We start from the raw sequence: 26363 nt of genomic DNA, 5'->3' as shown, positions 1-26363 counted from the left end.
GCTCGCGCCGGGTCGCGACCCGGGCTGCGACGCGAGCGCGTCGATGCGGTGGCGGCGCCGATCGCACGGTGTTTGTCGGCCTATCCGTCGATCCCATCGGGCGCCGATGCGTGAGGGTTTGGATACACCGCGTTAACATGCGCCGTTTCGGTGGGAAACACGAAGCGGTCAGGCTTCGAGGGCAACGAGTCGGTACGACCTCGGAGGAGGGGCACGACGTGCTGCTGACCCCGCATGAGCAGGAGCGGTTGATGGTGTCCTATGCGGCCGACCTGGCGCAGCGGCGTAGAGCCAGAGGGCTTCGGCTCAATTACCCCGAGGCGACCGCGGTGTTGGCTTCGTTTCTGCTCGAAGGGGCTCGGGACGGGCGGTCTGTGGCGGACCTTCAGGAGGCGGGGCGGCATGTGTTGGGGCGCGATGACGTGATGGAGGGTGTCCCGGAGATGGTGGGTGAGGTGCAGGTCGAGGCCACCTTTCCGGACGGGACCAAGCTGGTGACCGTGCATCGGCCGATCCCGTGAAGCCGCGCAGGTCGCTCGTGGCCGTCGTGCCCGGGGAGATCCTGTTGGGCGAGGAGGAGATCCCGCTCCATCCCGGGCGGGTGGTGTTGACGCTGGTGGTGGTGAACACCGGGGATCGGCCCGTTCAAGTGGGGTCGCATTTGCATTTCCCGGCGGCCAACGACGCGTTGGAGTTCGATCGGGCGGCGGCCTGGGGGCATCGGCTGCACGTGCCTGCGGGGACGGCGGTGCGGTTCGAGCCGGGGGTGGGCCGCGAGGTGGAGTTGGTGCCGCTGGCCGGTGCGCGGGTGGTGCCGGGGCTCCGGGTCGGGCGCGGGGGCGATCTGGACCGGGAGGACACGCGATGACCACCATCGATCGGCATCGGTACGCGTTGCTCTACGGGCCGACCACCGGGGATCGGATTCGGCTCGCCGACACCGAACTCCTGGTGGAGGTGACCGAGGATCTGACCCGCCCGCACGGGGCGGCCGGGGACGAGGCGATCTTCGGTGGGGGCAAGGTGATTCGGGAGTCGATGGGGCAGTCGCCGCGCACCCGCGCCGAGGGCGCCCCCGACACGGTGATCACCGGGGCCGTGATCCTGGACCACTGGGGGATCGTCAAGGCCGACATCGGCATCCGCGACGGGCGGATCCGTGGGATCGGCAAGGCCGGTAATCCGGACATCATGGACGGCGTGCATCCGGACCTGGTGATCGGGCCGTCGACCGAGATCATCGCGGGCAACGGGCGCATCCTGACCGCCGGCGCCGTCGATTGTCACGTGCACCTGATCTCGCCGACCCAGTTTCCCGAGGCCCTGTCCGCCGGGGTGACCACGATGGTCGCCGGCGGTACCGGGCCCGCCGAGGGCAGCAAGGCGACCACCGTCACGCCCGGTGCGTGGCACCTGGCCCGGATGCTGGAGTCGCTGGACGAGGTGCCGATCAACTTCGTGCTCCTGGGCAAGGGCAACACCGTGTCCGAGGAGGCCATGTGGGAGCAGATCCGGGCCGGCGCCGGCGGGCTCAAGCTGCACGAGGACTGGGGCTCGACCCCGGCCGTGATCGACGCCGCGCTGCGGGTGGCGGACGCGGCCGGCATCCAGGTCGCGCTGCACAGTGACACGCTCAACGAGACCGGATTCGTCGAGGGCACGTTGGCCGCGATCGGCGGGCGGAGCATCCACGCCTATCACACCGAGGGGGCCGGCGGCGGACACGCGCCGGACATCATCACCGTGGCCGGCCTGCCCAACATCCTGCCCTCGTCCACCAATCCGACCCGGCCGCACACCGTCAACACGGTCGAGGAACACCTCGACATGCTGATGGTCTGCCACCACCTGAATCCGGCCGTTGCCGAGGACCTCGCCTTCGCCGAATCGCGGATCCGGCCCTCGACCATCGCCGCCGAGGACGTGCTGCACGACCTCGGCGCCATCTCGATGATCGGCTCGGACAGCCAGGCGATGGGCCGGGTCGGCGAGACCGTGCTGCGCACGTGGCAGACCGCGCACGTGAACAAGGTCAGGCGCGGTGCGCTGCCCGGCGACGGGGCCGCGGACAACCTGCGGGCCCGACGGTATGTGGCCAAGTACACGATCTGCCCGGCGGTCGCCCACGGCCTCGACGAGGAGGTCGGCTCGGTCACCGTCGGCAAGCTCGCCGACCTGGTGCTGTGGGACCCGAAGTTCTTCGGTGTCCGGCCGCATCTGGTGGTCAAGGGCGGGGCGATCGCGTGGGCCGCGATGGGCGACGCGAACGCCTCCGTTCCGACGCCGCAACCGGTGCTGCCCAGACCGATGTTCGGCGCGGCGGCGCGGACCGCCGCGGCCACATCGGTGCACTTCGTGGCTCCGGCGGCGCTGGAGGACGGGCTCGCGGGACGGCTGAACATCGACCGCCGACTCGTGCCGACCGGTGACGTGCGGGGAAGGGGCAAGTCGGCCATGCCACTCAATGACGCCATGCCGCACATCGAGGTCGATCCCGAGACTTTCTCGGTGCGCATCGACGGCGAGAAGGTGGTCGCGGCGCCGGCCGGAACCCTGCCGATGGCGCAACGTTATTTCCTGTTCTGATTGCGCATGAATGCTTCTTGACGGAGGGTCAATGCAAGCTGACTCACCGTCAGGATGTAGAACTGTGACTGCGGTGACCGGCCAGGACCGACATCGACACGTTACGACCAGTAAGAGGTGGTACTCATGGGTGCTGGACTTCTCCTCCTCGCGGACTCCCGGCTGCCGGCCGGAGGCTACGCGCACTCGGGCGGCCTGGAAAACGCCGTCCTGCGGGGCGAGGTGCACGACCTCGACACACTCACCGAATTCCTGCTCGGCAAGCTCTATGGCACCGGCGCGGTGCAGGCGGCCTTCGCCGCCGTCGCCGCGCTGACCGCGGGCCCGTACACGATGCCCGAGGTCGCCCCCTGGGCCGAACTCGACGCCGAACTCGACGCGCGGACCGCCTCCGCGCCCGCCCGGGCCGCCTCGCGCGCACAGGGTAGGTCGCTGCGCCGGGTGGCCAAGGCGGCCTGGCCCACCGAACCCTGGGCCACGCTGGGCGTCTCGCCGCACCACGCGATCGTGCTCGGCGCCGCGGCCACCCGGGCCCGGCTCGACGAGCGCGAGGCGGCCGTGCTCGCCGCCACCAACGTGGTCAACGGGCCCGCCTCGGCGGCGGTCAAACTGCTGTCCTTCGACCCGATCTCGGTCACCGTGGTGCTCGCCGAAATGGCCGGGCACTGCGATCAGGTCGCCGCGGAGGCCGCCGACGCGGCGCGCACCGTCTTCGCCGACGGCGACTGGGAGCGGTTGCCGTGCTGGTCCTCGGTCGGGCTCGACGTCTGCGCCGAACTGCACGTCCACGAGGAGGTCGTCCACTTTGCATCTTGACCACACCCCCGGCAACGGCGGTACCCGCACGCACACTTCGCCGGCGCCCGCCGTGCCCGGCTCGCGAGCGCTGCGCATCGGCATCGGCGGGCCGGTGGGATCCGGCAAGACGGCGCTGGTCGCCGCGCTGTGCCGGGTCCTTGCCGACCGCTTCTCGCTCGCGGTGGTCACCAACGACATCTACACCACCGAGGACGCCGACTTCCTGCGCGCCGCCGGGGTGTTGGCGGCCGACCGGATCGCCGCCGTGCAGACCGGTTGTTGCCCGCACACCGCCGTGCGCGACGACATCAGCGGCAACCTGGACGCGGTCGAGGACCTGGAGGCGGCACACCCGGACCTGGACCTGGTGATCATCGAATCCGGCGGCGACAACCTCACCATGACCTTCAGCCGGGGACTGGCCGACGTGCAGATGTTCGTCATCGACGTCTCCGGCGGCGACAAGGTCCCGCGCAAGGGCGGCCCCGGGGTGACCCGTTCCGACCTGCTGGTGATCAACAAGACCGACATCGCCCCGCAGATCGGCGCCGACCTGGCGGTGATGGACCGCGACGCGGCCCGGATGCGGCCGGGCACCCCCGTGGCGTTCCTGTCGCTGCGCGAGAGCCCGGGCGCGGATGTGGTCGCCGCGTGGGTGCTCGCCCAGATCACCGCGTGGCAGGCCGGTACGGCGGTTCCGGTCGCGGGCTCGGCGCCGGTCACGGCCCCGGCCCCGGCCCCGGGCTCGGTCGCGCGCTCGGCCCCGGCGACGGGTTCGGTCCCGGCCTCGGCCCCGCTCTCGCCGACCGCGGGATCGGCCGCAGGGTGAGGGCAACCGCCGTGGTTCGCGCGGAACTTCGGCACGGCCGTACGGTGTTGGCCGAGCTGCGCGGACAGGTGCCGCTGCTGCCGCGCGAGGTGTCCGTCCCGGGAGACACCGCCGAAGTGGTGTTCGTCGGCGGCGCGGCGGGACCGATCGGCGGCGACGATCTGATGCTGCGCGTGGAGGTGGGGGCCGGCGCGCGACTGCGGGTGCGCACCGCCGCCGCGGCGGTGATCCTGATCGGCGACGGCACCCCGGCCCGGCAGCGGGTGGACCTGGTGATCGGCCCCGGCGGCCTGCTGGAGTGGCTGCCGGAGCCGGTCGTGGTGGCCGCGCGGGCCACCTTCGATACCCACGTACGGGCCGAACCGGCCTCGGACGCGCGCCTGTTCGTCCAGGAGACGCTGGTCCTGGGGCGCGCCGGCGAGCCCTGCGGCGACGTGCGCTCGCGCTGGGACGTGATCGTGGGCGGGCGCCCGGTGCTGCGCCAGCAGAGTGCCTACGGGCCCGCCGCGCACCCGGGCTGGCGTGGTCCGGCGGGCACCGCGGGCGGGACGGTGGTGGCCTCCCGGCTGACCCTGCCCGCCCCGCCCGACCGGCTGCCGAGCGCCCCCGGGCGCGCGGTGTGCGATCCGGCCGGCGGCGGCCGACTCGTGACCGTGACGGCGCGCGACGCGATGGCCGCACGGCGCGCCCTGGTGGCGGCGCCGATCCCGGCGGATCAGGTTTCCAGGGCGACCAGTTCGGAGCCGGCCGTGCCCAGCAGCAGCACCTCGTCGGTGCCCGCGGGAGCCGCGGTCAGGTAGGTCGGCAGCGCATGCGTCCAGTACCGCCGGCCCGACTCCGCGTCGAAGGCGTGCAGTTCGTCGGTACCGCCGGCATAGGCGGTGCCGTTCACCAGGGCCACCGGGCTGGGCACACTGGCGCCGGTGCTCTGTCGCCAGCGCTCCGCGCCGCTGTGTGCGTCCAGCGCGTACAGCGTGCCGACGTCGGTGGTGTAGACGACGTCCTCCGCCACCACCGGGGCGGTCAGGTCCGGGGTGCCGCGGAAGCGCCACACTATGTCGCCGGTCGCGCTGTTCAGCGCGACCAGGGTGAACCCGGTCACCACGTACACCAGATCACGGATCACGTGCGGTGGGCGGGTGATCGGCGAGGCGAGGTGGATCCTCCAGCGGGGCTCCTTGCGTTCGGGCGCGATCGCACTCACCGTGCCGTCGGTGTAGGTCAGGTACACCGCGTCGCCGGCGCTGTGTGCGAAGACCGCCGGCATCACCCCGCCGCGCGCCTGCGGCTCGGACCACTCCCACCGGTGCGCGCCCTGCGTCATGTCGAAGCCGAGTACCCGGTCGTCCCGGGTGCCGACCACCAGGGAAGAGCCGAGCACGACCGGTGCGCCGAGGATCTGATCGCCGGCGTTCTGCTGCCACCTGCGTTCGCCGCTGCCCGGGTCGAGCGCGCAGAGCTGCCCGGCCACACAGCCCAGGTACACGGCGGTCCCGGAGACCACCGGCTCGGACCACACCATCGATTCGGTGCGTGCGGTCCACAGCGCGACGCCGGTCTCGGTGCCCAGCGCCATGACCACGTTCTCCGTGGTCGTGCAGTACGCGACGTTGTCGAAGACCTGAAGCGTGGTCACCCGACCCTCCACCGCACGCCGCCACCGCGTCTTGGGCCGGGGCCGGCCCTGGTCGGCGAACCGGGCGAAGGCGATGCCGGCCGAGGTCACCGTCGCCGCGGTGACCGCGAACCCGCCCGCGATCAGCAACCGGCGCCGGGTCAGCCCGCGACCGGTCGGCGGATCCTCGGCGCGGACCGCCTGCGGCATGTCGGCGGCCTCCTCGACGGGTGCGGCCGGCGGCACCAGGACCATCGCCCGCGGGGTCAACACCCGATCGACGTCCACCGCGGTCGGGCGCTGCCCCGGGTCGGGGTCGAGGCAGCGCCGGAGCAGCGGGCTCAACTCGGCGGAGGGCGTGCCGCCGCCGGCGAGGGTGATCAGCGTGCCGAACGCGTACACGTCCTCCGAGGGGTCGCCGCCGCCGTCCGCGTCGGTGCGGCCGGCGAAACCGGTCACCCGCGGCCCGTACGGGGTGATCAGCACCTGGTCCGGGCCCAGCCGACCGTGCACGAGTCCGATCGCGTGCACTCGGGCGAGGGCGTCGGCTATTCCCGCCGCGACCTCGCGCAGCGGCCCCTCCGCAAGCGGGCCGTCGTGGTCGAGCACCTCACCGAGCGTCCGCACTCCGGGCATCGCCCACGCCCTTCCGGGACCTGTCGACGTGCTTGCTGGAGAGCAGAGTAGGACCTGGGCGGCGGCACGGATAGAGCGCGGAAATACGATCCGGAAACGGTTCCTCCGGGTGATGCGGGAGGGATGTCCGAGGCGCCCGGGACGGCCGCTGCGGTGCCCGGGATCCGGCTTTCGGCCCGACCCGGGTCCACACCGGGCGGAACGGACCCGGGTCCACGCGGGTTCGCGACCGGCTCGGTCACCGGGCCGGACCGGCCCCGACGGGGCAGACGTGACGGGGTCCGGGCAGGGAACGCGACCGGATCCGGGCAAAGAAAAGGAGGCGCCCGGCCAAAGGCGCCTCCTTCGCGAACCGCACAGCGTTTCGCGAGCAGGACGATCATAACCCGGCCGCGGACCGGACCCGGCCGCCCGCCGCCCGCGGCTGCCGGCGGGGCGCTCAATACCCCGCCGAGGCGAGTGCGTCGTCCCACACCCGGTGCCAGTGCGCGACCGCCGACTCGCCCATGCCCGCGACCATGCTCGGCAGACCCGCGTCGAAGCCGCGCTGACACGACTCGGCGCCGGGGAAGTCCTCGGTCACCAGCACCCGCTTGTTGGTCTCGTGGTTGGCCCGGGCCATGGCGATGCTGCTCTCGTCCAGTGGCTCCCAGGTGCCCTCGGTCATGTGCACGATCGAGCGGTTCGGCCGGTCGCCCGGGTAGATCCGCAACATCGTGGTGCTCAGTGGGCTCTCGATCAGCACGGTGGACGGCAGCACGGTCTGCACGTTGACCATCGGCAGCCGCGCGGGCCAGGACTCCTCGGGCACCTCGGCGAGTTGCTCGAAACCCACGATCGGGACGGCGAACCGGGTGTGCGGGCCCCAGGTGTCGACGATGCCGTGGTTGAGCACGATGCCGTTGATCGTCGCGGTGTGCAGGAACGGCACGTGGTACGCCTCGACGTTGATGTCGACCGAGAGTTTCCAGTTGCAGGCCAGGTCGAACCGTTCGCTGACCACCGCGCGCGTGCGCTGGTACGGGAAACCCGCGTAGGCGTCCTCCAGTTCGTCCAGCGCGCCGGCGACCTCGACGTCCGGGCGCAACCCGACCACGACCAGGCCGGCGGACAGCGCGACCGGCAGCGCACGCAGGCCGAACCTCGCCGGGTCGATGCCCGGGAACTGCGGACGCGAGGGCAGCCCGGTCAGTTCGCCGTCGTTGCCGAAGGTCCAGCCGTGATAGCCGCAGCGAAAACGTTGCGCGCTGCCACAGCCCGTGCCGGACAGGCCCTCGGTCTCCGGGGCGTCCCGGCTGACCTGCATGCCCCGGTGCGTGCACGCGTCCAGGAACGCGTGCAGTTCGCCGTCCCGGTCCCGGGTCACCAGGACCGGTACGCCGTCCACGTCGCGCGCGATGAAGTCGCCCGGCTCGGCCACCTCGCCGGCCCACCCGATCACCTGCGGGGTGCGGCGGAACAGCACCTCGCGCTCGCGGGCGTGCCGTTCCGGATCGGTGAAGCACGAGCCGTCCAGGACGGCGGGCGCCGCGCCCAGGTCGAGCGTGCGGTTGGTGATGTGCTCGATGATGCGTCGCCCGGTGGCGACCACGTCCTGGTGCTTCAAGGGGTGACTCCGATGTCTGGGAGATGTCCGGAATGGGGAGATTCAGTACTCCGACCATGTCTCTGTTACACCGTTACATTGTTGGCCGGGGCCGATACCCCGTCAATGACCCGCGGGGCGATGTGGTCTCATCAGTGGGCAATCGCACGTGGAGGTCAGCACCATGCCCGGCCGGGTCGAGAACGTTGGCTATGACATCGCGGGCATGACCCTGTCGGGTCTGCTCGCCCGCCCCGAACCCGGCGTACCCGCGCGCGGACTGCTGCTCGCGATCCACGGCGGCGGCTCGCGCGCCGCCTACTGGCACCGCGACGGCGCGGCCGAGGGCTCGCTGCTCCTGCTGGGCGCGGCGCTCGGTTGGACGGTCCTGGCGATCGACCGACCCGGTTACGGCGCATCCGTGGGCCTGGCCCGGGAGCGACAGGGGCTGGACGCGCAGGTGGACGTGCTGTTCGCGCTGCTCGACGAACTCGGCGAGGCCGCGGTCGCCGCCGAGCCGGACGGGTCGGGTCCGGTGCCGGTATTCCTCGCGGCGCACTCGATGGGCGCGCTCGTGGCGTTGCGGATGGCGGCCGACAAGCGCGGCCGGGACCTGCTCGGGGTCGCGGTCGGCGGTGCGCCGCTGCGGTATACCCCCGAGCGGCTGGCCGAGTTCGCCACCGTCCCCACCGAGGGTGCGTTCGTGCCGTCGGCGGGCGGCGGCGCGCCGGACACCTTCTTCGGACCGGCCGGCTCCTACGATCCGGCCCTGCTCACCCGGGCCGGGCGGGTGGCGGCCCCGGTGCCGATGGCCGAGTTCGTCGACGTGCGGCAGAGCCCGTACACCCTGCCCGGGGTGCTGGCGCGGGTGGTGTCGCCGGTGCACTGGACCGTGGCCGAGTTCGAGAGATCCCAACCGGCCGGTCCCGAAGTGCCGGCCGAGGCACGCGAGTTGCTCGTCGGCGCGCGGTGGGTGGAGACCCATGTCCAACGCGGTGTCGGGCACAACATCAGCCTGCACCACGCCGCACGCGCCTATCACCTGCGCGTGCTGGCCTTCGCCGAGGAATGCCTGCTCGCCGAAGCCGCGAACGCCGGCGCGCACAAAGGCGACCCGGACGGAAGCGGCCCGGCCTCCGCCGGATCGGTGGCGGCCGGGCCGTCCGCCGGCTGACGGCCCGCCAGCCGCGGGTGCCACGGAGGTCGGGCACCCGATGTCGCCGTGCGCGGGGTCCGGTCACACGGCGTGGTTCGCACCAAGGCGGTCACGCGAAGGCGATCACACCGCGTCGCTCACCCGGAGTCGTTCGCAGCGGGTCGGGCACACGGTGTCCGGCAGGGTGAACCAGACCACCTTGCCCGGCGGGAGAGGGTCGGCACCCCATGCGTGCGCCAGGCCCTCGATCATCCGCAGGCCCCGCCCCGACTCCTCGTCCCACTCGCCGACCCGGGCGACCGGCATGCGCGGTGACGAGTCGCGCACCTCCACCCGCAGCAGGTCGCCGTCGTGCAGCAGGGTCAGCGCGTGCCAGGCCCCGGGCCCGACGTGGACGAGCACGTTGGTCAGCAGTTCGGTCAGCAGTACCTCCGCGACGTCGACCAACTCGGCCAGGCCCCAGTCGTGCAGGACCTTTTTGGTGGCCCGGCGGACTCGGCCGACCCCCAGGGTCGAGGCGGCGAGCTGAACGCAATAGTGACGGACGTCCTCCGCCATCACCGGCATGTCGGCCTCCGGACGTGCGGCAGGGGGTCGCACGATCCGGGGCATGCACCCAGAGCGACCCGTTGACAACAGTAAGTCATGGCCGGCATGGAGCGTGCCCGGTCGTGAATGAGTGTGCAACTCCCACTCTTGGACCGACGGGAAGTTTCCGGTAGTAACCACACTTCCACCCGCAGTAGGGCACACTGTCCCCCGATCGGACGCGCCGACGTTCCGGTTCGGTGCGTGAACAGCGTGTAAGTGGAGGTGCGGCGTGGCCATGGCGCCCAATCCGACCGTTCGACAGCGCAGGCTCGGGACCGAGCTGCGCCGGTTGCGCGAAGCGCGCGGCCTGAGCCTCGAAGATGTCGCCGTGCGCCTGGAGTGCTCGGATTCCAAGGTCAGTCGGATCGAATTGGGCCGCAGCGGGGTACGACCGGTGGACCTGCGGATTCTGCTGGATCTGTACCGGGTCGAGGACGAGCAGGAGCGGGATTCGCTGCTCACCCTGGCGCGCGAGGCCAAGAAGCGCGGCTGGTGGCACAGCTATTCGTCGATCCTGCCCAGCTCCTACGCCGAACTGCTCAGCCTGGAGGCCGAGGCCTCGGGTATGCGCGGATTCGAACTCTCGCTCATTCCCGGCCTGTTGCAGACGCCGGACTACGTCCGGGCGGTGATCGCCGCGGTCCGCGAGGACATGTCCGCCGAGCAGGTGGACATGCTGGTCCGGGTCCGGCAGGAGCGGCAGGCGGTGTTGGATCGGGTCGGGCCGCACGGCGAGGCCACGTTCCGGCTCACCGTGGTGATCTCGGAGTCCGTGCTGCGCACCGTGGTGGGCGGCCGGGAGACGATGCGGGCCCAGTTGGAGCACCTGATGGCCGCCGCCGCCCGGCCACACGTGCGGCTGCAGATCCTCCCGTTCTCGGCGGGCGCACACCCCGCGATCGAGGGTTCATTCGCGATCATCGGATTCCCCGCGCTTTCCGATCTGGATGTGGTCGTCCTCGACACGCATACGAGTAGCCTCTATCTGGAGGAGCCCGAACACGTCAGTGTCTATGAGCGTTTGTTTGAGGACATCCGCGCTTCGGCGCTGTCGTACGGTGAATCCTTGTCCATGATCGAGCTCGCAGCAAAGGAATTGTCTTGAGCAACACAAACCCGGGTGCGCATTTCCGGTTCGATTCCCCGAGTATCCCCGCAGATTCCCAAGAAGACCTCAAAGCAGCAGGTCACAGCGCTTTCGCCGGCCACGCTTGGCGGCGGAGCACTTACAGTGGCGCCACCAGCAATTGCGTCGAGACGGCCCCCGTCGCGCGTGCGGTCCTGGTGCGCGACTCGAAAGTTGCCGCCGGTCCGGTGCTCCAGATGGAAGCCGGTGCGTGGCAGACCTTTATCGGTGGGATCGGCGCCTGAGTCGTCTCCGTTCCGATACCGAACGGTTGATTGTTCGCGCTCCTCACTCCCAAGAGTGGGAATTAATCCCACGAAAGAGTGAATTCTCCAGATGATCGTCCCGGGTTCCCGTGCCCCGGGACGCTCCCAAAGCGCAACTCTCCGTCGCCGACCCCCCACTTCACTCCGTGCGCTGCTGCGGCTCGCTCCGGCAGCGCATCGGGGTGGAAGAGTGGTGGGGTGCAGATCTCGGTGCTTGGCCCACTCCAGGCGTGGGACGACGATGGTCGATCCGTGACGATCGGCGGCGCGCGACTGCGTGCGCTGCTGATCCGGCTTGCGCTGGACCCCGGCAGGCCGGTCTCCGCGGATCGGCTGATCGCGGCCGTGTGGGGCGACGAGCCGCCCGCCGGGGCGGGCAACGCGTTGCAGTCGTTGATCTCCCGGCTGCGCCGGCAGTTGCCCGTCGAACTCGACTCGGGACCGGCCGGCTACCTGCTCCGCATCCGGCCCGAGGAGGTGGACGCGCACGTGTTCGGCACGCTCGCCGTCCGCGGTCGCCGGCAGTTGGGCGAGCGCGACCCGGCGGGCGCCGCCGAGACCCTGGACCGCGCGCTCGCGCTGTGGCGAGGCCCGGCGCTGGCCGACGCCGCCGACGCCTCGTTCGCGATCGGTCCCGCCGCCCGGCTGGCCGAGCAGCGGCTCGGCGCGATCGAGGACCGGGCCCAGGCCCAGCTGACGCTCGGCCGCAGCCGGGGCCTGGCCGCCGAGCTGGAACAGCTGACCCGGGAGCACCCGCTGCGCGAGCGGCTGTACGCACTGCTGATCCGCACGCTGCACGAAGAGGGCCGCCGGGCCGATGCGCTGACGCTGTATCAGGACCTGCGCGAGCGGCTTGCGGACGAACTGGGCATCGACCCCTCGCCGGACCTGGAGGCCGCCTACCTCGCGGTGCTGCGCGGCGGCGACCCGCGCCCGGCGACCCCGGCCGCGCCATCCGCCGACCGGGTCTCGGCCGCCACCCGCCCGGCGCCGGGCAACCTGCCCGCGCGGCTGACCACCTTCGTCGGGCGCGAGGACGAGGTGGTCCGGGTCGACCGACTGCTCGACGAGTCGCGCCTGGTCACCGTGGTGGGTCCGGGCGGGGCGGGCAAGACCCGGCTGAGCACCGAGACCGGCGCCCGGATCGCGGCTCGTGGCGAAGGCGTGGACGGCGGCATCTGGTTCGTCGAACTCGCGCCCGTACTCGACCCGTTGGATCTCCCGCAGGCGGTGCTGACCGCGCTCGGGCGGCGTGAGGTGGGACTGCTGGACACGCACGTGCCCGGCTCCGGTCGGGACGTCGTGGACCGGATCGTCGAACTGCTCGCCGGTCGACCCAGCGTGTTGATCCTGGACAACTGCGAGCACCTGATCGCCGCCGCGGCGTCCCTCGCCGGCCGGTTGCTCGCCCGCACGCCCGCCCTGCGCATCCTGGCCACCAGCCGCGAACCGCTGGGCATCGACGGCGAGATGTTGTGCCCGCTGGGCCCGCTCGCGCTGCCGCCGGTGGACGTCGACGCGGCCGAGGGCATGGCCTACGCGTCGGTGCGGCTGTTCGCCGATCGAGCCCGCGCGGTCCGCCCGGGCCTGGTGATCGACGCCGACACGATCGGCGCGGTCGCCGAGATCTGCCGGCGTCTGGACGGACAACCGCTCGCCATCGAACTCGCCGCCGCCCGCACCCGCTCGCTCACCCCCACCCAGATCGCCTGCCGGCTGGACGACCGGTTCCGGCTGCTGACCGGCGGGAGCCGGACCGCGCTGCCGCGGCACCAGACACTGCGAGCGGTCGTGGAGTGGAGCTGGGACCTGCTGGAAAAGCGTGAGCGGGTCGCGCTGCGCAGGCTGTCGGTGTTCGCCGGCGGCACCACGCTGGAGGCCGCCGAGGCGGTGCTGCCCGGGGCGGACTTCGCCGCGGCCGACGTGCTGGACCTGCTGGCCGGACTGGTGGACAAGTCGCTGGTGGACGTGATCGGCACCACCGAGACCCGCTACCGGTTGCTGGAGACGATCCAGGCGTATGCGAGCGAGCGGCTGGCCGACGCGGGCGAGACGCAGGCGACCGCCGACCGGCACGCGCGGTGGTTCACCCGCTATGCGGAGGAGGCGGACGCCCGGCTGCGCGGGCCCGGACAGATCGAGGCGATCAACCGGCTCGCCGCCGAGCACGACAACCTGGCGGTGGTGCTGCGCTACGCGGTGGACCACGCGGACGCGGAACTGGCGGTCCGGCTGATCGACGCGCTGTCCTGGTTCTGGGCGATGCGCGGCAACCACGGCGAGGCACAGGCGTGGGGCCACGAGGGGCTCGCGATTCCCGGCCCCGTGCCGCTGGACAAGCTCGCCGGCGCGCTCGCCTTCCACGCGCTGCACTCCTTCTCGGCCGGCGAACGATGGGACGCCGTCCGCGCCTACGCCCGGGCCCGGCTGATCATCCGGCGACTGGGCGCGAATGTGAAACCGGTGCTGCCGGTGTTCATCGAGATGCTGGCCGCAGTGGTGCGTCAGGACAACGCGGCACTGAGCGAGTCGCTGATCGAGGCCGACGCCCTCGGCGACGAGTGGACCCAGGCGATGGCCCGGCTGATGCGCGGGCATTTCGCGGTCAATCTCGGTCACCCGGAGGAAGCGGTCACCTTCCTGACCGACGCCCGGGACCGCTTCAACGCCATGGGTGACCGCTGGGGACGCGCCTCCGCGATCTCGGGACTGGCCGAACTGTTGATGTTCATGTCCGACTTCGACGGCGCGTTGGCCGCCGTGGACGAGGCGCTGGAACTGTTGCGCGAGCTTCAGGCGGAGGATGAGATCCCGCAACTCATGCTCCGTCGGGGCATGATCCACGCCCGGGCCGGTGACATCGACCGCGCGCGGCAGGTGATGGTCGATCTCAACCAGCGCGTCGAGACGCACGTGACTCCGTTGTCGCACCTGTTCGGCGAACTCGGGCTGGGCGAACTGGCGCGCTTCGTAGGCGATTTCGACGAGGCCGAACGCCGCTACGAGAGCGCTTTCGCGGCATTGCCGAACGCGCGGCTGCTGCCCCCGCAGCTGATCGGAAGTCTGCACATCGGCCGCGCGCACGTCGCGTGCGGGCGCGGTGACCTCGATACCGCCCGGCTGCACCTCGAGACGGCGGTCCCGTACGCGATGGAGGGCCAGGACATGCCGGTGCTCGGCTTGTGTGTCGAGGGCTTCGCCGCACTGGCCCTGGCCGTCGGCGAGTTCGAACGCGCGGCGACATTGCTGGGCGCGGCGCAGGTGGTGCGCGGCCACCCCGATCTGGGCGACATCGACGCCGACCGGGTCCGTCGCGAACTCGAAACGCGGATGGGAGCCGAGGAGTTCGCCCGGGTCAGGGCGATCGGCTCGGCGTTGGGCCTGGCCGAGGCGATCGAGCTGATCAAGCCGGAACCGCCCGCGGCCCCGACACCGTGAGGTGCCGGGGCGGTCCGGGCGACTTACGAGCGGGCGACCCGAAGCCCGCTCGACGCGGGTGGGCATCGGGCGTCAGACCCGGCGGTTGTACTGCCGCAGGGTCAGCGGGATGAAGACCAGCATCAGACCGAACGCCCAGATCACCGCCACGGTCGCGTGATGGGCCACCGGCCCGCCGGTGAGCAGCCCGCGCGCGGCGTTGGTCACCTCGGTGATCGGGTTGACCTTGACCCACGCCTGCAGCCAGCCCGGCATCGTCGAGGTCTTGGCGAACAGGTTCGAGCCGAAGGTCAGCGGAAACATCATCAGGAACGACACGCCCTGCACGCTGCGCGGCTGCTTCATGGTCACTCCGAGCAGCGCCACGACCCAGCAGAAGGCGAACGCGAACAGCAGTACCAGACCGACCGCGGCGGCCACCGCGAACACGTTGGTCTGGAACCGGAAGCCGATGATCGAGCCGAACACGAACACCGACCCGACGGCCACCAGGAAGCGCAGCACGTCACCGAGCACGGTGCCGGCAAGCGGTGCGATCCGCGATATCGGCAGGCTGCGAAAACGGTCGAACACACCCGTGGACATGTCGGTGCACAGGCCGACGCCGGTGCCCACCGAGGCGAACACCACGGTCTGCACCAGCACGCCCGGCAGCACGAACTGCAGATAGTCGTGCGTGCTGCCCTCGATCGCACCGCCGAAGAGGTACACGAACATCACGAGGAACAGGATCGGCTGAAGCGTCAGGTCGATCAGTTGTTCGCCCTGCTTCTTCAACTTCACCAGGCTGCGCCAGGTGAGGGTGAGCGTGTGCCGCACCAACGCGCTCGCGTCGTTGCGGTGTGGCACGCGGGCGGCTTGGTGGGGCTTGTGCGCAGGCGTGCCCTCGGTGGGACGGACGGTGGTGGTGGTCATCGGGAGGCTCCTAGGACGAGGGCCAGGTGGGAGATGGTCAGCAGGAGGACGGCGAGCAGCGGCAGCACCCGGGTGCCGTACAGATCCTGGAGGTCGTTCATGCCGCCTTCTTCCGGTCGGCCGACCCTTCGTCGCGCTCGGTCGAATCCTGGCTGCGGTGCCCGGTGACGGTCATGAACACCTCGTCCAGGCTGGGCAGGCGCAGCGCGAATTCGGTGGCCCTGATACCCGCCTCGTCGAGTCGGCGGACCACGACCGGCAACAGGTCCTCGTCCGAGACCGCCACGGTGACCTGACCGCGCTCGCTCTCCACGATCGGCTCCCGACCGGTGAGTTCGCGCAGCAACGCGACCACGTCGGGCATTCGGGCCGGGTCGGCCGGGCGGACCTCCAGGCTCTGACCGCCGACCTGGGCCTTGAGCTGGTCCGAGGTGCCTTGTGCGATCACCCGGCCGTGGTCGATCACCACGATGTCGCTCGCCAGCTGATCGGCCTCGTCCAGATACTGCGTGGTCAGCAGCACGGTCACGCCCTCGTCGCGGACCAGCTCGCGCACCATCTGCCACACGTCGCCCCGACTGCGCGGGTCGAGTCCGGTGGTCGGCTCGTCCAGGTAGAGGAACGCGGGACGCCCGACGAGCGAGGCGGCCAGGTCGAGTCGACGACGCATACCGCCCGAATAGGTGTCCGGTGTCCGGCCGCCGGCCTCGGTCAGCTCGAAGCGGGCGAGCAACTCGCGGGCCCGCGCCTTCGCTTCGCCGCGGGACAGGTTCAACAGCCGGCCGAGCAGGAGCAGATTCTCGAAACCGGTCATCTCCTCGTCCACCGACGCGTACTGCCCGGTCAACCCGATCAGCCCGCGCACCTCGTGCGCCTGCCGGACCGTGTCGAACCCGCCCACCCGGGCGACGCCCGCGTCCGGCGTGATCAACGTGGCCAGCGCGCGGACCATGGTGGTCTTGCCCGCACCGTTGGGGCCCAGCAGACCCAGCACGGTACCGGTCTCGGCCTGGAGATCGACCCCGGCCAACGCGGTGGTCGTGCCGTACCGCTTGACCAGGCCCTCGGTCTCGATCGCGTAAGTCATCGGGTTGCTCCCCGTCGGGTGTTCGTCGTCGGTGTGCGACGTCGGTTCGTCGTCCGTTGCCCATCAGCTTCGATCCACCCGCTGATATCCCGCGCACACCGGGCCGGCATCGCCGGCACCGAACTGACACGGTGCCGCGACCGTCCCGGGCCCGGGCAGCGGTAATGTCCTGGCCCGAGGGTCCTTGCGGGGAGAACGAGGGAAGACCATCGGGAGCCGCCACACGCTCGCGATAACTTCGGAGTAGGGCCGTTCGCCGGGCACATCGACGGTCGGTGGACGTGGGTCGGGGGACCGACAAGGGGCACACGCGACAGGTGGGGGAGGCAGAGCGTTGGCGGCAGCCGTTCCGATTTCGCAGGCACCGGGCCCGGGAGTGCCCGCACGGGGCACAGGCCGTTCGAACGGGCTGATTCGATCCCGGAACATATCCGTGCGCCGACTCGTGCGAGTCGGCGGCACGACCCCGGGCCTGATGCTCACCACCGGCGTGGTGCTGGTGCTGATCAGCTTGCTGGCGGGCCTGTTCGCGGTGCTGGCGGTGGGGCAGCGTGCGGACGCGGCCAAGGCGGTGGCCACCGGCAGCGAACCGCTCGGCGTCAAGACCCAGGAGATCTACGGGGCCCTCGCCGACGCCGACGCGACCGCCGCGGCCGGGCTGCTCGAAGGCGGCGTCGAGTCGACGGACGTGCGACGGCGCTACCAGCAGGCGATCGACACCGCCTCGAGCACGTTGATCCAGGCGACCGCCGCGGGCGCCTCCGGCAAGGTGGCCGAACAACTCACCGTGATCGGTGTGCAATTGCCCGAGTACGCCCGACTGGTCGAGCGCGCCCGCGCCGAGACCCGGCAGGGCAACACGGTCGGCGCCGCCTACCTGCGCTCCGCCTCCAAGAACGTGATGCGCGCCAAGATCCTGCCCGCCGCCACCAAGCTGCACGAGATGGCCGAGAAGCGCCTGGCCGACGACCACCGCGACGCCGCCTCGACCCCGTGGGTGCCGCTGGTCCTGCTCCTGGTCAGCCTGGTGTCCTTCGGCGCCGCCCTGTGGTTCTTCGCGCGGCGCACGCACCGCCGGATCAACATCGGCCTGGCGATCGCCGGTTTGGCCACGCTGGTGTCCATCGGGTGGTTGTGGGTGGGCACCGACTCCTCGCGCAGCGACCTCGACCGCAGCCGCAGCGACGGATGGGGGCCGGTCGAGACGCTCGCCCAGGCCCGCTTCCTGGCCCTGCAGGCCCACGGCGACGAGAGCCTGACCCTGGTCATGCGCGGCAGCGACAACGGTCAGTACGAGGACGACTTCAAGGACGTGTTCGGTCGGCTGGCCGGCGTCCCGGCCGACAACGGTCGACCCTCGGTGGTCGGCATGTTGGCCCTGGCCGAGCGGGCCGCAGCTTCGGACCCGGTCACACGCGAGCGGGTCAAGGCCGCGCAGGCCGCCGCCGCCGACTGGAGGAAGGCTCACGCGGACGTCGCCACCCTCTACAAGAATGGCGAGTTCGAGCAGGCCGTCGCCCGGGTGACCAAGGCCGACGGCGCCTCGGGGGTGGCCTTCACCCGGATCGACGAGGCGTTGCGCGCCGCGGTCGCCAAGGACCAGAAGGACTTCGAGCACTCGGTGGCCTCGGGCCGCAACGCGCTGCGCAACCTCGACGTCGGCCTGGGCGTCCTGGCGCTGCTCGCCGCCGCCGCGACCGTGGACGGCGTCCGTCGTGAGGTCGGGAGGTACAACCGGCCATGACCATCCGCATCGCGCTGCCCGCAGCGGTATGCGCCCTCGCACTGACCGTCGCCGGCTGCGGTGCCGGAGTGGGTGAGCAAGGCACTCGGCAACCGGTCCGACTCGCGGCCGCGCCGCAGGCGCCCCGGGCGGCCCCCGGTCCCGATCAGTCCTGCCCGAACGTCACCGCGAGCCTGCGTCCGAACGGCGCCCTGCCGGCGCCGACCGCGTTGCCCGCCGGCAGCACCATGGACACGCTCCGCAGGCGCGGCTTCCTGATCGCCGGCATCGACCAGAGCAGCTTCCCGTTCGGCTTCGTGGATCCGCGGACCAACGCGCTCCGCGGCTTCGACATCGACCTGCTGCGCGAGGTGGCCAAGGCGATCTTCGGCGACGCCGGCCCCAACCGGATCCAGTTCCGGGTCGTGCGCAACGAGGACCGCACGATCGCGATCGCGCGCGGCGACGTGGACATCATCGCCGAGACCATGACGATCAACTGTCAGCGCCGGCAGAGCGTGGAGTTCTCCTCGGTCTACTTCACAGCCGGCCAGCGGTTGTTGGTGCAACGGGACGGCGTCGCCGACCGCGCCGACTACGCCGGCGGCCTGGCGGCGCTGCCGCGCGACATGCGGGTGTGCTCGGTGCCCGGTTCCACCTCGATCGGCCTGCTGCGCGCCGAGGCGCCGCAGACGAAGGTGGTCGAGGGCGACACGTGGGCGGGCTGCCTGGTGCTGCTCCAACAGGGCCAGGCGGACGCGATCACCACCGACGACACGATCCTGGCCGGCCTGCAGGCGCAGGATCGCATCTTCACCGTCGTGGTCGGGCCCAACCTCACGTTGGAGCCGTACGGCATGGCGATCGCCAAGGACCGCGCCGACTTCGTCCGGTTCGTCAACGCGGTGCTGGAGCGGCTGCGCCAGAACGGCCGATGGAAGCAGCTGTACCGGGACTACCTGGGCGAGACCCTGTCGTCCGAGGTGCCCGAGCCTCCTCCCGCCGAATACCGGGACAGCGCGTGAACCGAGCCCCCCGCGTGCTCGGCCGCGACGAGGTCGACGAACTGACGGCTCGTCACGAGGCCGAGTACGACGGGATCACGGCCGGCCTGATGGAGTTGGAGAACCACCCGGGCCGACAACTCCTGGAAGGCGCCACGCTGACCGGACGCACCGCCGAGCAGTGGGAGGGCGGCCGTCGGGCGATCTCACTGCTGTGGGGACACCGCGAGGCGTACAGCGCCGTCCTGGACCGGGTGCGTGGGCTGCGCGGGCGCCGGAACAAGCCGCAGCGGGCCGAATTGGAGGAGCTCTCCTTCCTGCTGCTGGGACAGTCCGCCGAACTGGCCGCGCGGGACGTGCCGATCGGCCGACGAGGGCTGACCGATCCGGCGATGCACGTGCGCCGGATGAGCCTGGCCGAGCTGATCGTGGACATGGCACCGGCGTGGAGCGAGGTGACCGCGATCGTCGAGGCCGCCGACGCGGTGTGGACGCGCCTGGTGCCCACGCTGGACCGGGTGGACGCGGGCATCGATGCCGCCGAGGCCCGGATCGCCGAACTCGGCGGCCCGGACGCGGTGCCCGAGCAGACCGCCGCGCTGGACCGGATCCGCCGCCAGCTGGAAACGGCCCGTACCCTGGTGGCGGGCGACCCGCTGGCGCTGACCGCCGGGGACGAGCGTCGGATCGGCACCGTGGACGTGCCTGCCGTCGAGGCGGAGCTGAGCCGGGTCACCGACGCGGTGCGGCACCTGCTCATCGTCCGCGGCCGCTTCGACGAGCGCATCCGCCGACTCGCGGCAGTGCTGGACGAGTTGAGCTACCAGGAGGGCGACACCATCCGACGGCGCGCACACGTCCTGGGTCGGATCAGCGACAAGCGGGTGCCCGAGGTACCGCTCCGGGCGGCCATGCTGAAGGAACGGTTGGGCGCGGTCACCGTGCTCGGCGGCGAGGGCGACTGGGTACGCGTCTCGCGCGAGCTGAGCACCCTGGAGAACGACGCCGAGGGCGCCCGGGACCGACTGGCGGCCACGCGCGGGCACATCGAGGCGCCGCTGGCCCGGCGCGACGAACTGCGTGGCCTGGTGCAGTCCTACCGGGCGATGGCCGCACGCGGCGGACACGGCGAGGAAGCCGTGTTGGAGTCGCTGTACAGCCACGCCAAGGAGTTGTTGTGGCGAGCACCGTGTGAACTCGAGGTGGCGGTACGGGTGGTGACCCGCTATCAGGAGGCGGTGATCGCCGCACACCGCAAGGATCGTGCGGACGACAAGGGGGAACAGAGATGACCAAGTGCAATCGTCCGCCTTGCCCGGGCGAGATCGACGACGGGTACTGCACCGAATGCGGCCAGGAGCCGCTCGGCGCCGGCGCCCCGGTGCCGGCCCCGGTGCCGGTGCCGGCCGCATCCGAGCCGCACCGGAGCGGCCGATCCGGTGTGTCCGGTACGGCGGGCACCGCGGGCTCCTCGTCCGCACGCAGCGCCTCCGGGCGCAGCTCGCGCCGCTCCGGCAGCACCGGCACCAGCCGGCGACTCGGCGGCGGTCTGGTCGAGATGCCGAACGTGCCGCGCCGCAACCCGGAGACCGCGCTCGCCCGCAACCCGGTGATCCCCGAGGAGAAGCGCTTCTGCCGCAAGTGCGACCAGCCGGTCGGACGCGGTCGCGGCGGCCGGCCCGGTGTCGCGAACGGATTCTGCCCGCGCGACCGGACGCCGTTCTCGTTCGCGCCCAAGCTCCAGCGCGACGACATGGTCGGCCAGTACCGGATCATCGGCTGCCTCGCCCGCGGCGGCTTCGGCTGGGTCTACCTCGCACAGGACACCGCCGCGCACAACATGTGGGTCGTGCTCAAGGGCCTGCTCGGCAGCGACGACGCCGACTCGCGCGCCGCGGCCCTGGCCGAGCAGCGCATCCTCACCCAGATCCAGCACGCCAACATCGTGCACATCCAGACCGTCGTGCAGCACCCGGACCCGCTCACCGGTCAGGACGAGACCTACCTGGTGATGGAGTACGTCGGCGGCCTGTCGCTGATGGACCGGCTCAAGTCGATGCGCGAAACCGACCCCAAGGCCGTACTGCCCGTCGAGCAGGTGCTGGCCTACGCCATCGACATCCTGCCCGCGTTCGGCTACCTGCACCAACAGAACCTGGTCTACTGCGACTTCAAACCGGACAACGTGATCCAGACCGAGGACCAGCTCAAGCTGATCGACCTCGGCGCGGTGACCGACCTGGCCCGGCCGGGCAAGTTCACCTACGGCACGGTCGGCTACCAGGCACCCGAGATCGAGACCGTACGGGCCGAACCCTCGGTGGAATCCGACCTGTTCACGATCGGCCGCACGATGGCGGTGCTCAGCTTCTACTTCGCCGGTTACACCCGCAAGTACAAGGCATCCCTGCCGCCACCGTCCGAGGTGCCGCTGTTCACCGAATTCGAGTCGTACCACCGGCTGTTGCTGCGTGCCACACACCCCGACCCGAGTCTGCGCTTCGCCTCCGCGGCGGACATGGCCGAACAGTGCGTCGCGGTGCTGCGCGAGGTGGTGGCGATCCGCACCGGCGAACCGCGACCGGGCGTGTCCGGCCTGTTCGGCCCGGAGACCCGGGTCGTGCACGCCGAGGTGGCCGCCCGCAACACCGAACCCGGCCTGCTGGCACCCGCGCCCGATCCGGCGGTGATCGCCGGCGCGCTGCCGGTACCCCGGGTGGACGCCGCCGACCCGGCCGCCAACCTGCTGGCCACCGTCGCCACCACCGACCCCGACGAACTGCTCTCCGCGCTCACCGCCGCGGGCATTTCCTCGCCGGAGGGCACGCTGCGGCTGGTCCGGATGTGCATCGAACAGGGCGACGTGGTGCGCGCCCGCGCGTTCCTCGCCGACCTGGATTCCGACGACTGGCGGCTGCCCTGGTTCGAGGGCCTGGCCGCACTCTCGGAGCACGACCTCGACCGCGCCCACGAGTGCTTCGACGGGGTGCGCGGCGCGCTGCCCGGCGAGCCCGCGCCGCGGATCGCGCTCGGCGCGTGCCGCGAGTTGATGGGCCGGCACAACGAGGCCGCGGCCGAGTATCGCGGTGTCTGGGCCACCGACCGCGCCTACGTCGCGGCGGCCTTCGGACTGGCCCGGTGCCAACTGGCCACCGGTGACCGGGCGGGCGCGGTGCGCACCCTGGAGACCGTGCCGGACACCTCGGCCAACCACGTCGCGGCGCAGACCGCGGCGCTGCGCACCCGGATCAGCGGGCGAGGCGCGGGCGAGGCGTTGGGCCCCGACCTGACCGCGGCCTCCGATCGGCTCGGCGCGCTGCGCCTGGAGGGCGAGGCGCGCGATCGGCTCGCCGTCGAACTCCTGGAGACGGCGCTGGAGTGGGTCAAGGCGGGCTCGCCGGGTGGGAGTTCGGGTACCGGGGACCTGGGTGGAACCGCCAAGGTGCTCGGCAGCGAGTTGAAGGAAAAGCCTCTGCGGTTCGCCCTGGAAAAGTGTTACCGCGATCTGGCCCGGCATGTGACGACGCATGCGGAGCGCATCGCGCTCGTCGACCGGGCGAACGAGGTGCGACCGTGGACGTGGGTGTGATCAGAGTGGCTGGATATGGACGACTGGACGCGACCGGGCCCGGAGGCGCCCCGGACGGGAGCGAGGTCGCCCCGCCCGAGCCGCCGACGGCCGCGGGTGCGGCGTGTCCGTCGTGTGGACTCGCCGGTGACGCGGACGACCGGTACTGCGAGTCCTGTGGTTACGACCTGGACATCCCGGTGCCTCCGGTGGCCGAACGCCCGCCGCCGCGGCGGGTCGTGGCGCCCAGCGGGCACGGTCCGGTGTGTTCCGCGTGCGGCACGGCCACGATCGGCTCGGACGGGTGGTGCGACGCGTGCGGGCGGCCGTTCAACCCGCGCGATCACGTCGAGAGCGACCTGGGCCTGGTGGCCATGGTCAGCAACCGTGGCCTGCGGCACCGCCGCAACGAGGACTCCGCCGCGCTGCGGGTGTTGCGGATGCCGGACGGCAGCGACCATGTGGTCGCGGTGGTGTGCGACGGGGTGTCCTCCTCGCCGCGACCCGACGAGGCGTCCGCGACCGCGGCCGAGACCGCGTGCGCGACGATGGCCGCCACCTTGATCGAGGGGTGCGCACCGGCCAAGGCGACCAGTGCGGGGGTGGCCGCCGCCGCGAGCGCGGTGGCCCGGATGCCCGGCGCCGAGGACGGGGGCAACGCGCCCGCGTGCACCCTGGTCTCGGCGATCATGACGCCCGGTGAGATCACCGTGGGCTGGGTCGGCGACAGCCGCGCCTACTGGCTGGCCGATCCGGCCGGCGGGGCGGACGACCCCGCGGACGGCGACGACACGCTGCCCGGTGCGAGCACGCTGCCTCGTGGGGCGGTCGGCGAGCCGTACGAGCCCGGCACGGACGCGGACGCGGTCCGGCGCACCCCCTCCGCCCTGCTGACCGAGGACGACTCCTGGGCGACCCGGATGATCGCGCTCGGCGCGATGACCGAGGCCGAGGCGTACGCGGACCGGCGCGCGCACGCGATCGTGTCCTGGCTGGGCGCCGACGCGGGCGAGGTGCGGCCCAGGGTGACCAGCCTGCGGCCGACCGGGCCCGGGGCCCTGCTGCTGTGCAGCGACGGACTGTGGAACTACCTCTCGGTCGCGCCGACGCTGGCGGCGATGGTGCTGCCGGGCGCGCTCGAGCAGCCGTTGGCCGCCGCGCGTCTGCTCACCGGCTTCGCGCTCGATCACGGTGGTGCGGACAACATCACCGTCGCGCTGATCCCGTTCAACCCGCCCGGGGATCCGGTGCGCGGACCCGACCACGACTGACCCGGAAACGAAGGAGTCGGATTCATGTCAGGCGCCCCCGAATTCACCATCGAGGTCAACCAGAACCCCTACCTCCCGATGGGAGGTCACGAGGTGCACGCCGTCGCGCACATCCGGGCCTCCGGTGCGCCGACCGGTGTGCGCAGCAGCACCCGCGGCGCCGAGGTGATCATGGTCGACAGCTCGGGTTCGATGGACTTCCCGTCCACCAAGCTCAAGGCCGCCAAGCAGGCCACCAAGGCCGCGATCGACACGCTGCGCGACGGCACGCTGTTCGCGGTGGTCTCCGGCACCGGCATGGCGTCGATGGTGTACCCGTACGAGGAGGGTCTGGTCGCCGCCGACGAGCGCACCCGCAAGGAGGCCAAGCGCGAGGTGGACAAGCTCCGCGCGCGCGGCGGCACCGCGATGGGGCAGTGGCTGCTGATGGCCCGCCGCCTCCTGGAGCCGCACTCGGATGCGATCCGGCACGCGATCCTGCTCACCGACGGCAAGAACGAGAGCGAGCGCGAGCAGGACCTGGCCGAGGCGATCGCCTACTGCGAGGGCGTGTTCGTCTGCGACTGTCGGGGCATCGGCCTGGACTGGCGGGTGGACGAGGTGCGCAAGATCTCCACCGCGCTGCTGGGCGACATCGGCTTGGTGAGCGAACCGGCGGACCTGGTCGCCGACTTCACCAAGATGATGGAGAACGCGATGGGCAAGGCGGTGGCCGACGTGGCGCTGCGGGTGCGCACGATCAGCAACGCCCGGGTGAAGTACGTCAAGCAGACCTACCCGGTGATCGACGACCTGACCGCGCGGCGGACCGAGGTCGGACCCAACGTCGGCGACTACCCGACCGGTTCGTGGGGCGGCGAGAGCAAGCACTACCACGTGTGCCTGGAGGTCGAGCCGGACGAGGTCAACCCGGGCGGCAAGCGCCGGCCGTGCCAGATCTCGGTGGTGCTCCCGGACGGCGCCGGCGGCCTGGAGTTGGCCAAGGCCGGCGTGTTCGCGCAGTGGACCGACGACGAGGAACTCTCCACCCGGATCAATCCGGAGGTGGCCCAGGTCACCGGCCGGGCGAAGCTGGCCGAGGCCGTCCAGGAGGGCCTGGACTTCCGCCGGCGCGGGGACGAGCTCGCCGCGACCGCACGGCTGGTCCAGGCCCTGCAGCTGGCCAACGAGGCGGGCGACGAGCACACCGCGCGCCTGCTCGGCCGGGTGGTGGAGATCGAGGCCGACGGGACCAGCAGGCTGCGCAACAACGAGGAGGACCTGATGGTCATCGACATCGAGTCGCACAAGACGGCCCGGGTGGGGCCGCCGCGCGAGGGCTGATCCTGTCCGGTGCCGCACGTGGCATCGGTTCGGCACACGCCCGGAGTTGGGTACGGAAGAGGAAGGAGGTCCGCTCATGCACATCTGTCCGGTCGGTCATCCGTCCACCGCCGCGGACTACTGCGACGAGTGCGGGCGCACGATACCCGCCGAGGGGGACTTGCCCCACGACTCCGACGGGCCCGGCCTCCACAGGCCGCCGGACGAAGTTGTGCTGACATGTCGGTTCTGCGCGACCGAGTACACCCCGGACGACCAGTTCTGCGAGGGCTGCGGGCACGAGAATCCGCAGGCGGGGGAGCCGGTGCTCCCGGTAAAGCGGCGGGATCCGGTGGAGCCGCAGCCCCCGGTGAAGCCGCAGCCCCCACGGGAGCCGGAGAAGTCGTTGCCCGGCACGGTGTGGTCGGCGCGGGTGGTGCCCGACCACGACTACTTCCTGCGGGTGCTCGAATGGGACGGCCCGGACGCGCACAGCATGCGCTTCCCGCACGAGCAGGAGCCGCGGACGCTGCAGTTGACCGGCGAGTCGATGCGGATCGGCCGGGGCAACGCGGGCGCGAGTTCGGCCCCGCCGGAGATCCCGCTCGATGATCCGGGCGTCTCCCGTCGGCATGCGATGTTGCTGCGCTGCGGGGACGGCACGTGGGAGGTGATGGACCTGGGCTCGGCCAACGGGACCACCATCAACGCGGGCTACGACCGGGTCCGCCGCGACCCGGTGCACCTCAAGGACGGCGACCGGGTGCACGTGGGTGCCTGGACGACGCTGGAGATCCGACGCGTGGACCCGTGACCCCATCCGGCCTCGACGGGCGCCGATCGGCCGACGGCCGACCGGCGCCGGGG

General features: G+C 71.7%; 21 protein-coding genes and 1 pseudogene. 17 read left to right on the top strand and 5 right to left on the bottom strand.

From position 1 onward, the window contains the following. The first annotated feature begins 218 nt into the window (after positions 1 to 218). From ACZOOI_RS05810 to ACZOOI_RS05785, 6 genes and pseudogenes are all read left to right on the top strand, one after another. Positions 219 to 521, top strand: coding sequence for an urease subunit gamma (locus ACZOOI_RS05810; RefSeq protein ID WP_020555392.1), 303 nt, complete (start codon positions 219 to 221; stop codon positions 519 to 521). Next, entirely contained in the window at positions 518 to 868 is a 351-nt protein-coding gene (locus ACZOOI_RS05805) for an urease subunit beta (protein WP_465279744.1), read from the top strand. The genes ACZOOI_RS05810 and ACZOOI_RS05805 overlap by 4 nt, the downstream gene beginning before the upstream one ends. Further along, entirely contained in the window at positions 865 to 2586 is a 1722-nt protein-coding gene (locus tag ACZOOI_RS05800) for an urease subunit alpha (protein WP_465279743.1), read from the top strand. Before ACZOOI_RS05805 ends, ACZOOI_RS05800 begins: the two co-directional genes overlap by 4 nt. A 126-nt stretch (positions 2587 to 2712) precedes the next feature. Further along, positions 2713 to 3402 carry an urease accessory protein UreF gene (locus ACZOOI_RS05795; protein ID WP_465279742.1) on the top strand — a complete coding sequence of 230 codons (690 nt, stop codon included), beginning with the start codon at positions 2713 to 2715 and terminating at the stop codon, positions 3400 to 3402. After that, positions 3392 to 4072: pseudogene (ureG, locus tag ACZOOI_RS05790) on the top strand (urease accessory protein UreG); the annotation flags it as partial. The gene ACZOOI_RS05795 and the pseudogene ureG, both read left to right, overlap by 11 nt. Before the next feature lie 137 nt (positions 4073 to 4209). Beyond that, positions 4210 to 5013, top strand: a complete 804-nt coding sequence (locus ACZOOI_RS05785; protein ID WP_465279741.1) for an urease accessory protein UreD — start codon at positions 4210 to 4212, stop codon at positions 5011 to 5013. Here the strand turns inward: ACZOOI_RS05785 and ACZOOI_RS05780 are convergent. After that, positions 4929 to 6464, bottom strand: a complete 1536-nt coding sequence (locus tag ACZOOI_RS05780) for an outer membrane protein assembly factor BamB family protein (RefSeq protein WP_465279740.1) — start codon at positions 6462 to 6464, stop codon at positions 4929 to 4931. The two genes, ACZOOI_RS05785 and ACZOOI_RS05780, sit on opposite strands and share 85 nt — an antisense overlap. A 439-nt stretch (positions 6465 to 6903) precedes the next feature. Then, the gene (locus tag ACZOOI_RS05775; RefSeq protein ID WP_465279739.1) at positions 6904 to 8070 is read right to left on the bottom strand and encodes an aromatic ring-hydroxylating oxygenase subunit alpha; all 1167 of its coding nucleotides are present in this window, start codon (positions 8068 to 8070) and stop codon (positions 6904 to 6906) included. Between the two features lie 148 nt (positions 8071 to 8218). On the opposite strand from ACZOOI_RS05775, the gene ACZOOI_RS05770 reads away from it, so the two are divergent. Then, positions 8219 to 9223, top strand: a complete 1005-nt coding sequence (locus ACZOOI_RS05770; RefSeq protein ID WP_465279738.1) for an alpha/beta fold hydrolase — start codon at positions 8219 to 8221, stop codon at positions 9221 to 9223. A 105-nt stretch (positions 9224 to 9328) separates the two neighbouring features. Here the strand turns inward: ACZOOI_RS05770 and ACZOOI_RS05765 are convergent, their stop codons facing one another. Next, a complete protein-coding gene (locus tag ACZOOI_RS05765; protein ID WP_465279737.1) occupies positions 9329 to 9772 on the bottom strand; it encodes an ATP-binding protein in 444 nt (147 codons plus the stop codon). A gap of 259 nt (positions 9773 to 10031) precedes the next feature. Between ACZOOI_RS05765 and ACZOOI_RS05760 the strand changes: the two genes are divergently transcribed. From ACZOOI_RS05760 to ACZOOI_RS05750, 3 genes are all read left to right on the top strand, one after another. Beyond that, positions 10032 to 10901, top strand: coding sequence for a helix-turn-helix domain-containing protein (locus ACZOOI_RS05760; protein ID WP_391584800.1), 870 nt, complete (start codon positions 10032 to 10034; stop codon positions 10899 to 10901). Beyond that, positions 10898 to 11167: a DUF397 domain-containing protein gene (locus ACZOOI_RS05755; RefSeq protein WP_465279736.1), complete on the top strand. Its 270-nt coding sequence runs from the start codon at positions 10898 to 10900 to the stop codon at positions 11165 to 11167. Before ACZOOI_RS05760 ends, ACZOOI_RS05755 begins: the two co-directional genes overlap by 4 nt. 273 nt (positions 11168 to 11440) lie before the next feature. Beyond that, complete coding sequence (locus tag ACZOOI_RS05750) at positions 11441 to 14626, top strand: AfsR/SARP family transcriptional regulator (protein ID WP_465279735.1); 3186 nt, start codon at positions 11441 to 11443, stop codon at positions 14624 to 14626. Between the two features lie 72 nt (positions 14627 to 14698). On the opposite strand, the gene ACZOOI_RS05745 is transcribed toward ACZOOI_RS05750, so the two are convergent. Both ACZOOI_RS05745 and ACZOOI_RS05740 read right to left on the bottom strand, forming a co-directional pair. Next, a complete protein-coding gene (locus ACZOOI_RS05745) occupies positions 14699 to 15541 on the bottom strand; it encodes an ABC transporter permease (RefSeq protein ID WP_465279734.1) in 843 nt (280 codons plus the stop codon). A 97-nt stretch (positions 15542 to 15638) separates the two neighbouring features. Then, positions 15639 to 16628, bottom strand: a complete 990-nt coding sequence (locus tag ACZOOI_RS05740; RefSeq protein WP_465279733.1) for an ATP-binding cassette domain-containing protein — start codon at positions 16626 to 16628, stop codon at positions 15639 to 15641. 433 nt (positions 16629 to 17061) lie between these two features. Here ACZOOI_RS05740 and ACZOOI_RS05735 point away from each other — a divergent pair, with 433 nt between their 5' ends. The 7 genes from ACZOOI_RS05735 (at position 17062) to ACZOOI_RS05705 (ending at position 26310) form a co-directional block, all read left to right on the top strand. Continuing rightward, the gene (locus tag ACZOOI_RS05735) at positions 17062 to 18372 is read left to right on the top strand and encodes a hypothetical protein (RefSeq protein ID WP_465279732.1); all 1311 of its coding nucleotides are present in this window, start codon (positions 17062 to 17064) and stop codon (positions 18370 to 18372) included. After that, on the top strand, positions 18369 to 19376 hold the full coding sequence (locus ACZOOI_RS05730; protein WP_465279731.1) for a glutamate ABC transporter substrate-binding protein: 1008 nt from the start codon (positions 18369 to 18371) through the stop codon (positions 19374 to 19376). Before ACZOOI_RS05735 ends, ACZOOI_RS05730 begins: the two co-directional genes overlap by 4 nt. Next, positions 19373 to 20647 (top strand): hypothetical protein, encoded by a 1275-nt coding sequence (locus tag ACZOOI_RS05725; protein ID WP_465279730.1) that lies wholly within the window; start codon positions 19373 to 19375, stop codon positions 20645 to 20647. Before ACZOOI_RS05730 ends, ACZOOI_RS05725 begins: the two co-directional genes overlap by 4 nt. Then, a complete protein-coding gene (locus ACZOOI_RS05720) occupies positions 20644 to 22944 on the top strand; it encodes a serine/threonine-protein kinase (protein ID WP_465279729.1) in 2301 nt (766 codons plus the stop codon). Before ACZOOI_RS05725 ends, ACZOOI_RS05720 begins: the two co-directional genes overlap by 4 nt. Beyond that, positions 22935 to 24194 carry a protein phosphatase 2C domain-containing protein gene (locus ACZOOI_RS05715; RefSeq protein ID WP_465279728.1) on the top strand — a complete coding sequence of 420 codons (1260 nt, stop codon included), beginning with the start codon at positions 22935 to 22937 and terminating at the stop codon, positions 24192 to 24194. Before ACZOOI_RS05720 ends, ACZOOI_RS05715 begins: the two co-directional genes overlap by 10 nt. A gap of 24 nt (positions 24195 to 24218) precedes the next feature. Then, positions 24219 to 25517 carry a VWA domain-containing protein gene (locus ACZOOI_RS05710; protein ID WP_465279727.1) on the top strand — a complete coding sequence of 433 codons (1299 nt, stop codon included), beginning with the start codon at positions 24219 to 24221 and terminating at the stop codon, positions 25515 to 25517. Positions 25518 to 25593: 76 nt separating this feature from the next. Continuing rightward, positions 25594 to 26310: an FHA domain-containing protein gene (locus tag ACZOOI_RS05705; RefSeq protein ID WP_465279726.1), complete on the top strand. Its 717-nt coding sequence runs from the start codon at positions 25594 to 25596 to the stop codon at positions 26308 to 26310. Positions 26311 to 26363 lie beyond the last annotated feature (53 nt).

The sequence above is a fragment of the Embleya sp. L77 genome, from assembly GCF_055557415.1.
This window is presented reverse-complemented; position numbering and strand designations above follow the sequence as displayed.